Raw genomic sequence first — 7933 nt, 5'->3', positions numbered from 1 at the left:
GTGACCCGGCCCGCCCTCGCCGTTCGTCCGTCAGCGCCACGCCGGGACGTTCGTCCGTCCCGGGTCACGCTTGTGTCACAGAATATCGACAACTTCCAATTGTTTTCCGGCCCGCGACACGCCCGCCGCAGAGGCGCTTTGGAATTTGCGCCCGAACCCCCTGACGCGGCCCGGGAATTCCCGTCGGAGATTGCCGCATCCCTTGGACCGGACCAGGCGAATCCCCCTCGGGTCCCCTACATTTCCTTCACTGCCGCGGGCCCCACGGCCCGCCCCAGGAGATCCCGCACGGCCCGGATCCGGTCCGTCAGCTCGGGCGGCTCGACCACTTCGAACTCACAGCCGAGCAGCATGACGTGAATCACGAGGACGTCCAGGTTCACCGCCCCGGTGCGCAGCAGGCAGCTCTGCCCGTCGACCGGTTCCAGGGCTCCGTCGCTCGGCCCGATGATCCGCGCCGCCTCCTCGGCCGAAACCTTCAGCCGCACCACCGCACGCGCGGCGTACGCGCTCTGCCCCACGCCCCGGGAGACGTACGCGGCCAGGTCCTCGGCGGGCGGCGGCCGCGGCGTGAACCGCGGGCCGTGCGGGGGGCGGGGCTCGATCCGGTCGGCGCGGAAGGTGCGCCAGTCCTCGCGGTCCACGTCCCAGGCGACGAGGTACCAGCGCCGCTCGGTGCACACCAGCCGGTGCGGGTCGACGGTGCGGCGGGAGACGTTGCCCTCGTGGTCCCGGTAGCCGAAGCGCAGCCGCTCGCCGTCCCGGCAGACGGCGGCGAGCTCGGTCAGCACGGACGGGTCCACGGTGGACGGCTGCGGCCCGCGCAGCATCGGCACGGTGAACTCGTTCAGCGCGGACACCCGGCGCCGCAGCCGCGACGGCAGCACCTGCTCCAGCTTGGCCAGGGCCCGTACGGAGGCCTCCCCGATCCCCTCGACGCCGTTCCCGGCGGCCGTGCGCAGCCCCACCGCGACGGCGACGGCCTCGTCGTCGTCCAGCAGCAGCGGCGGCAGCTCGGCCCCCGCCCCCAGCTGGTACCCGCCGCCGGTCCCGGGGCTGGCGTTCACCGGGTAGCCCAGCTCCCGCAGCCGGTCCACGTCCCGCCGGACGGTCCGCGGGGTCACCCCGAGCCGGTCCGCGAGATCGGCCCCGGTCCATTCGCGGTGGGCCTGCAACAGGGACAGCAGGCGCAGCAGTCGTGCGGAGGTGTCGAGCATCCCCCGAGTCTGCCAGCGCCCGTGCCTCCCCCGCCGCTGGGCCGCGGCCCAGCGCCCGCGGCGGGGCGCGGCTACGGAACGGCCGCAGGGGCGGCCGGCTTTGAAGCCGCGGGCGTCGGCGGCTTCGCCACGGGCCCGGCCGGGGCCGGCGGCTCCGAGGCCGCAGGTGTCGGTGGCTTCGAGGCCGCAGGTGTCGGTGGCTTCGGTGCGGGCCCCGCCGGGGCCGGCGGCTTCGGGCCGGCCGGGACCGGGTTCGGCAGCGGGTCCGCGGTCGGCAGGGTCAGCAGGGTGCCCACCGCGAGGGACTCCGGCCTTTCCCCGAGAACCGCCCGGTTCGCCTCGTGCAGCGCCCGCCAGCCGCCCTTCACCCGGCGGGTGCGCGCGATCGACACCAGCGTCTCCCCGGCCCGCACCACGTGCATCCGACCCGCCAGCCCGTACCGCTTCGAGCACACCGGCCACGCCTCCCACCCCTGACCTCCGAGCACGTCCTCCGCGATCCGGATCTGCTGCACCCGGCTCGCCAGATCGGCCCGCCGCGCGAACGTCAGCCCCCCGTACTCCTCCCACGTCGGCTGCCGGAACTGCAGCCCCCCGTAGAAGCCGTTGCCCGTGTTCACCGCCCAGCGGCCCCCGCTCTCGCAGTCGGCCACGCAGTCCCACGGCCACTCCCCGCCCGGCCCGCAGTCCCCCGGGCCGGTGCCGATCACGCCCGGCGATCCGGGGTGCGCCGCCGCGGCCGGCCCGGGCGCGGGCGGCGGCGGAGCGGCGGCCACGGCCACCGCGGCGTCCGTCGGCAGTACGAGGACCAGCGCGGCGGCAGCCACCCGCGCGGCCCACCCGGTGCTCGGCTTGGGCATCGGGTCACGCTACGGAGCCCCCCGCCGCCCTCCCGGCCCGCCACGCGGCACACCCCCGCACCCCACCCGCTCGGCCGATCCGCACCCCTTCCCCCAAACAGCCATCCCCGGACATCAACTGCGCACAATCAGAAAACAGTTGGCACGAAAACGAAGCCCCGGTCGGACGGTTCACTCCTTCGGGGGCCCGGTTCGAATCCGTTCCCTCAAACGGCGTGACCCCGGCCGCCGCTCCCCCGTTGAGCCCGGCGAGCCGGGAACCACCCGGCCCACGCACCTATGCCGAGGAGCCACCCCGTGCCGCGCATGCTCGACGTCAGTGATGAGGTACGTGCCGAGATCGGTGACGAAGAAGCCGACAGGCTGCTCGTCGGCGAGGACGCGCCGCGCAGTTACGACTGCACCTCCTGCCGCACCCCGGGCGACCCCGAGAACGACCGCACCAGCACGGTGCTGTTCGTCGGCGAGGAGACCGCCGTCCTCGCCTTCGCCCACGCCACCTGCATCCCCTCGCAGGTCGTCTCCGTCTCCGAGGAGCAGCTCCAGGGCGCCGTCCGCAGCATCACGGGCGACAGCCCGGCCCCCGCCGCGCCCGCCGCGGGCGGAGCCCCGCAGAACGTGCCCGGCGGCCAGGCCGTGCTCGGCATCACCAGCGGCCTGATCCTGATCGCGGGCGAACTGCACCCCGCCCTGGTGGTCGAGCCGACCGCGCCGATCGCCCGCCCCGGCAGCGACGGCCCCGGCGACGACTTCCTCCCGCTCCTCATCGAGCAGGGCTTCATCCCGGTGACCGACCTCTCCGAGGTCCCCACCGCCCTGGGCGGCTGGTCGGTCCTGCTCGCCGGCGGCCAGCTGCACGCCGTGCTCCAGCCGGGCACCGAGGGCGGCGGCCAGGTCGCCTGGTGGCAGGCGCACCAGGCGCTGTCGGTCACCGACGGGTGGCGGGCCGCCGTCAACAAGACCCAGCGCGTCCTCATCTACGCCGCCCCCGTCGGGTCCATCGGCCAGCAGCCCCGCGAGGACCTGCTGCGCGACGCGCTCGACAAGGCCGCAGCCGGCGGCAAGCTCGTGGCCGCCTCGATGCCCCTGGCCGGTACGCCGGGCGCCTGACCCCCGGCCCTCCCGAAGCTGCCGTCCCGGCCCCCTCGCCAGGGGGCCGGGGCGGCGTGCGCCGGGGGTGCGCGGTCCGTCCCGCGCACCCCCGGCGATCTGCGTTTTGAGCCCCGTCAGCCCGCATCCGCAGCGCCCCGGTTTCGTTGGCTGTTACGTGCATCCATACGACTCCTCCCGCGCCCCGTCCCGTACGAGCCCCGTCTCGCACACCCCGATCTACGACGCGCTGTACTCGGAGTACCTGCGCTCCTTCCGGGCCCTGCCGGGCGACCGGACGGGCGAGGAGGAACTCGGCTTCACGGCGTTCTCGTACGGCGGCGCGTACACCGGCGGGGGCGGCACCGGCGGCTGGAACGGTTCCTCATCGCCCTGGCAGCAGCAGGCCGACAGCTGGCAGTCCCCGTACGTCCCGCAGCCGGCCCACTCGTACGCCTACGCGGGCGCAGCGGGCGCCGGCAGCCCCGCATACACGAGCGGGCGGCAGCACCAGACCGGGATGACGCACATCCCGGCGGCGCTGCCGCCCGCTCCGCGCCGGGGCTACTGACCCCGGCACCGCGTACCGCCTACTTCTTCTTGTACTGGGCGCCGCGCTTCTCGCGCACCCGCACCGAGATGTGGATCGGGGTGCCCTCGAAGCCGAACTCCTCGCGCAGCCGGCGCTCGATGAAGCGCCGGTAGCCGTGCTCCAGGAAGCCGGAGGCGAAGAGGACGAAGCGCGGCGGCTTGCTGCCGGCCTGGGTCCCGAACAGGATGCGCGGCTGCTTGCCGCCGCGGATCGGGTGCGGGTGGGCGGCGACGACCTCGCCGAGGAAGGCGTTCAGCCGGCCGGTGGGGACGCGCGTCTCCCAGCCCGCGAGGGCGGTCTCGATCGCCGGGACCAGCTTCTCCATGTGGCGGCCGGTGAGCGCCGAGACGTTCACCCGGGGCGCCCAGGAGACCTGCTGCATCTCGGTCTCGATCTCGCGCTCGAGGTAGTAGCGGCGCTCCTCGTCGAGCTCGTCCCACTTGTTGTAGGCGATCACGATCGCGCGGCCCGCCTCGACGGCCATGGTGATGATGCGCTGGTCCTGGACGCTGATGGTCTCGGTGGTGTCGATCAGGATGACCGCCACCTCCGCCTTCTCGACGGCCGCGGCCGTGCGCAGCGAGGCGTAGTAGTCGGCGCCCTGCTGGAGGTGGACCTTCTTGCGGATGCCCGCGGTGTCGACGAACTTCCAGGTGACGCCGCCGAGCTCGATCAGCTCGTCGACCGGGTCGCGGGTGGTGCCGGCCAGCTCGTTGACTACGACCCGCTCCTCCTTCGCGACCTTGTTCAGCAGCGAGGACTTGCCGACGTTCGGGCGGCCGATCAGCGCGATGCGGCGCGGGCCGCCGAGGGCGGAGCCGCCGAAGGTCTGCGCGGGGGCCTCCGGCAGGGCTTCGAGGACGGCGTCCAGCATGTCGCCGGTGCCGCGGCCGTGCAGCGAGGAGACCGGGTGCGGCATGCCGAGGCCCAGGGACCACAGGGAGGCCGCGTCGGACTCTCCGCTCTGGCCGTCGACCTTGTTGGCGCACAGCACGACGGGCTTCTTGGCCTTGCGCAGCAGGCGGACGACGGCCTCGTCGGTGTCGGTGGCGCCGACCTTGGCGTCGACGACGAAGACGACGGCGTCGGCGGCGTCGATGGCGTACTCGGCCTGGGCGGCGACGGAGGCGTCGATGCCGAGGACGTCCTGCTCCCAGCCGCCGGTGTCGACGACCTTGAAGCGGCGGCCGGCCCACTCGGCCTCGTAGGTGACGCGGTCGCGGGTGACGCCGGGCTTGTCCTCGACGACCGCCTCGCGGCGGCCGATGATGCGGTTCACCAGGGTCGACTTGCCGACGTTCGGCCGGCCCACGACGGCGAGGACGGGGAGGGGGCCGGCGGCCGCCTCGTCGATCGCGCTTTCGACATCCTCGATGTCGAAGCCCTCTTCCGCGGCGAGCTCCATGAACTCCGCGTACTCGGCATCGCCAAGTGCTCCGTGGTCGTGCTGGTCGTTCATGAAGTCCGTTCCTCGTCGTTCGTGGTGATCGGTGGCACCCGCGCAGCGCGGTTCCACTACTAGGGTCAAGTCTCGCTCAGCGCCCGGTCAGGCGCTTGGCGTCGGCCAGGTGGGCGGTCAGCCGGTCCTGGATGCGTGCGGTGGCCTGGTCCAGCGCGGTGCGGGTACGGCGGCCACTGCCGTCTCCCGCGTCGAAGGCCGACCCGAAGACGACGTCGACCCGGCTCTTGAGGGCCGGCAGCCCTTTGACGAGCCGCCCCCGGGTGTCGCCGCTGCCCAGGACGGCCACCGGCACGATGGGCGCGCCGCTGCGGACCGCGAAGTAGGCGAGCCCGGCGCGCAGCGAGGCGAAGTCCCCTTCGCCGCGGGTGCCCTCGGGGAAGATCCCCAGGGCGCCGCCGTTGTCGAGCACGGCGAGGGCACGGCTTATCGCCGTCCGGTCGGTGCCGGAGCGGTCGACCTTGACCTGCCCGATCCCTTCGAGGAAGGGGGCGAGCGGGCCCACGTACGCTTCCTTCTTGATCAGGAAGTGCAGGGGGCGCGGAGCCGTGCCCATCACCATCGGGCCGTCTATGTTGTGCGAGTGGTTCACCGCAAGGATGACAGGTCCGGAGGCGGGGACCTTCCAGGCGCCGAGCACGCGGGGCTTCCACAGCCCGTACATGAGCCCGATGCCGATGCGCCTGCCGACCGCCGCGCCCTTGAGGGAGGGCGTATGGCTCACTTGCGCCCCGCCCGCTTCTCTTCCACCAGGGTGACGACGCACTCGATGACCTGGTCCAGCGTGAGGTCGGTGGTGTCCACCTCGACGGCGTCGTCGGCCTTGGCGAGCGGGGAGGTCTTGCGGCCGGAGTCGGCCGCGTCGCGCTTGATCAGCGCCTCCTTGGTGGCCGCGAGGTCGGCGGCCTCCTTGCCGCGGAGTTCACCGCTGCGCCGGGCGGCACGCGCCTCGGGCGAGGCGGTGAGGAAGATCTTGAGGTCGGCGTCGGGCAGCACGGTGGTGCCGATGTCGCGCCCTTCGACGACGATCCCGCCGTCCGCCTGGGCGGCGATGGACCTCTGGAGCTCGGTGATGAGGGTGCGCACCTCGGGGACGGCGCTGACCGCGCTGACCTTGGAGGTGACCTCCTTGGTCCGGATCGGGCCGGAGGCGTCCAGCCCGTCGACGGTGATCGTCGGCGCGGCCGGGTCCGTACCGGACACGATGGCGGGCTTGCCGGAGGCGACGGCGATGGCCTGCGGGTCGTCGGTGTCGACGCCGTTGGTGATCATCCACCAGGTGATGGCCCGGTACTGGGCGCCGGTGTCCAGGTAGCGCAGCCCGAGCTTGGCGGCCACGGCCTTGGAGGTGCTGGACTTGCCCGTGCCGGAGGGACCGTCGATGGCGACGATCACGGCGGACGGAGCTGCGGTTTCCACGGTGCGGGCACCTTCCTGGTTGCGCGTACGTGTCCGGGCGCGCGAAAACGCCCCTGCTCCAGGTTACCGGGCCCCAGCCCCTCCACCGGACTCCGGCCGGGAGGCCCCCGGCCGGCTACTGCTGCCGCAGCGCCCAGCCCCGCTCGCGCAGCTCGGCCGTCAGGGAGGCGACCGCCCGCGGTTCCACCATCAGCTGCACGTGGCCGGCCTGCTGGCCCGTCGCGTGCTCGATCCGCACGTCCTCGATGTTGACCCCCGCCCGCCCCGCATCGGCGAAGATCCGCGCCAGCTCTCCCGGCTGGTCGCTGATGAGCACGGCCACCGTCTCGTACACCGCCGGCGCGGCCCCGTGCTTGCCCGGCACCCGCACCCGCCCCGCGTTGCCGCGCCTCAGTACGTCCTCGATGCCCGCCGCACCGCCCCGCCGCTTCGCCTCGTCGGCGGACTGCAGGCCCCGCAGCGCCTCGACCGTCTCCTCCAGGTCGGCCGCGATCCCGGCCAGTACGTCGGCCACCGGCCCGGGGTTCGCCGACAGGATCTCCACCCACATCGCCGGGTCCGAGGCCGCGATGCGCGTGACGTCGCGGATGCCCTGGCCGCACAGCCGCACCGCCGTCTCGTCGGCGTCCTGCAGCCGCGCCGCGACCATGCTGGACACCAGCTGCGGGGTGTGAGAGACGAGTGCGACCGCCCGGTCGTGCGCGTCGGCGTCCATCACCACCGGGACGGCCCGGCACAGCGACACCAGCTCCAGCGCCAGGTTCAGCACCTCGTGGTCGGTGTCCCGGGTCGGGGTCAGCACCCACGGCCGGCCCTCGAAGAGGTCGGCGGTCGCCGCGAGCGGACCGGAGCGCTCCTTGCCCGCCATGGGGTGCGTGCCGATGTACGCCGAGGTGTCCACGCCGAGCGCCGCCAGCTCCCGCCGCGGCCCGCCCTTGACGCTGGCGACGTCCACGTACGCCCGCGCCAGGTCCCGCCCGATCGCGTCGGCGAGGGTCGCGGCCACGTGGGCCGGCGGTACGGCGATGATCGCGAGGTCGGCCGTGCCCTCGTACGGCTCGTCCGTGCCCGCCCCGAGGGCGGCGGCCGTGTGGGCCTGCGCCGCGTCGTGGTCGACGAGGTGGACGGTGATCCCGCGGCCGGACAGGGCGAGGGCCGCGGAGGTGCCGATCAGTCCGGTTCCGATGACGACGGCGGTTCTCACGGGGCGCTCCAGGGGGTGCGTACGGGATCACGGGCTCTGCCTGGCCAGGGTAGCCAGAGCGGCAACGCCGGGGCCCGGCGGCCCGTCCTGTGG

8 protein-coding genes are annotated in these 7933 nt (G+C 73.9%); 2 read left to right on the top strand and 6 right to left on the bottom strand.

Translation table 11 applies throughout. The features are described from left to right. Positions 1–236 precede the first annotated feature (236 nt). Together ACFTXQ_RS36065 and ACFTXQ_RS36060 are read right to left on the bottom strand one after the other, a co-directional pair. Positions 237–1217, bottom strand: coding sequence for a helix-turn-helix transcriptional regulator (locus tag ACFTXQ_RS36065; protein WP_382649764.1), 981 nt, complete (start codon positions 1215–1217; stop codon positions 237–239). 71 nt (positions 1218–1288) lie between these two features. Beyond that, positions 1289–2077: a transglycosylase family protein gene (locus ACFTXQ_RS36060; protein ID WP_382649761.1), complete on the bottom strand. Its 789-nt coding sequence runs from the start codon at positions 2075–2077 to the stop codon at positions 1289–1291. A 297-nt stretch (positions 2078–2374) separates the two neighbouring features. On the opposite strand from ACFTXQ_RS36060, the gene ACFTXQ_RS36055 reads away from it, so the two are divergent. Then, the gene (locus ACFTXQ_RS36055; protein ID WP_382649758.1) at positions 2375–3187 is read left to right on the top strand and encodes a hypothetical protein; all 813 of its coding nucleotides are present in this window, start codon (positions 2375–2377) and stop codon (positions 3185–3187) included. 157 nt (positions 3188–3344) lie between these two features. Beyond that, positions 3345–3737 carry a hypothetical protein gene (locus tag ACFTXQ_RS36050; RefSeq protein ID WP_382649756.1) on the top strand — a complete coding sequence of 131 codons (393 nt, stop codon included), beginning with the start codon at positions 3345–3347 and terminating at the stop codon, positions 3735–3737. Between the two features lie 19 nt (positions 3738–3756). Here the strand turns inward: ACFTXQ_RS36050 and der are convergent, their stop codons facing one another. From der to ACFTXQ_RS36030, 4 genes are all read right to left on the bottom strand, one after another. Next, on the bottom strand, positions 3757–5217 hold the full coding sequence (der, locus tag ACFTXQ_RS36045) for a ribosome biogenesis GTPase Der (protein WP_382649753.1): 1461 nt from the start codon (positions 5215–5217) through the stop codon (positions 3757–3759). 76 nt (positions 5218–5293) lie between these two features. Beyond that, positions 5294–5983 (bottom strand): lysophospholipid acyltransferase family protein, encoded by a 690-nt coding sequence (locus tag ACFTXQ_RS36040; RefSeq protein ID WP_382649750.1) that lies wholly within the window; start codon positions 5981–5983, stop codon positions 5294–5296. Further along, on the bottom strand, positions 5938–6636 hold the full coding sequence (gene cmk, locus ACFTXQ_RS36035) for a (d)CMP kinase (RefSeq protein ID WP_382649748.1): 699 nt from the start codon (positions 6634–6636) through the stop codon (positions 5938–5940). The genes ACFTXQ_RS36040 and cmk overlap by 46 nt, the downstream gene beginning before the upstream one ends. Positions 6637–6751: 115 nt before the next feature. Beyond that, entirely contained in the window at positions 6752–7840 is a 1089-nt protein-coding gene (locus ACFTXQ_RS36030; protein WP_382649745.1) for a prephenate dehydrogenase, read from the bottom strand. Positions 7841–7933 lie beyond the last annotated feature (93 nt).

Source organism: Streptomyces sp. NPDC057010, from assembly GCF_042673805.1.
In the GTDB taxonomy this organism is placed as follows: Bacteria; Actinomycetota; Actinomycetes; order Streptomycetales; family Streptomycetaceae; genus Streptomyces.
Note: the sequence above shows the minus strand (reverse complement) of the source record. Positions and strands in the feature narration are given on the sequence as shown.

Bases quoted from the DNA above. Each gene is read 5' to 3' on its own strand.
- ACFTXQ_RS36060 (WP_382649761.1), bottom strand. From the start codon at position 2,077: ATGCCCAAGCCGAGCACCGGGTGGGCCGCGCGGGTGGCTGCCGCCGCG.
- der (WP_382649753.1), bottom strand. From the start codon at position 5,217: ATGAACGACCAGCACGACCACGGAGCACTTGGCGATGCCGAGTACGCG.
- ACFTXQ_RS36065 (WP_382649764.1), bottom strand. From the start codon at position 1,217: ATGCTCGACACCTCCGCACGACTGCTGCGCCTGCTGTCCCTGTTGCAG.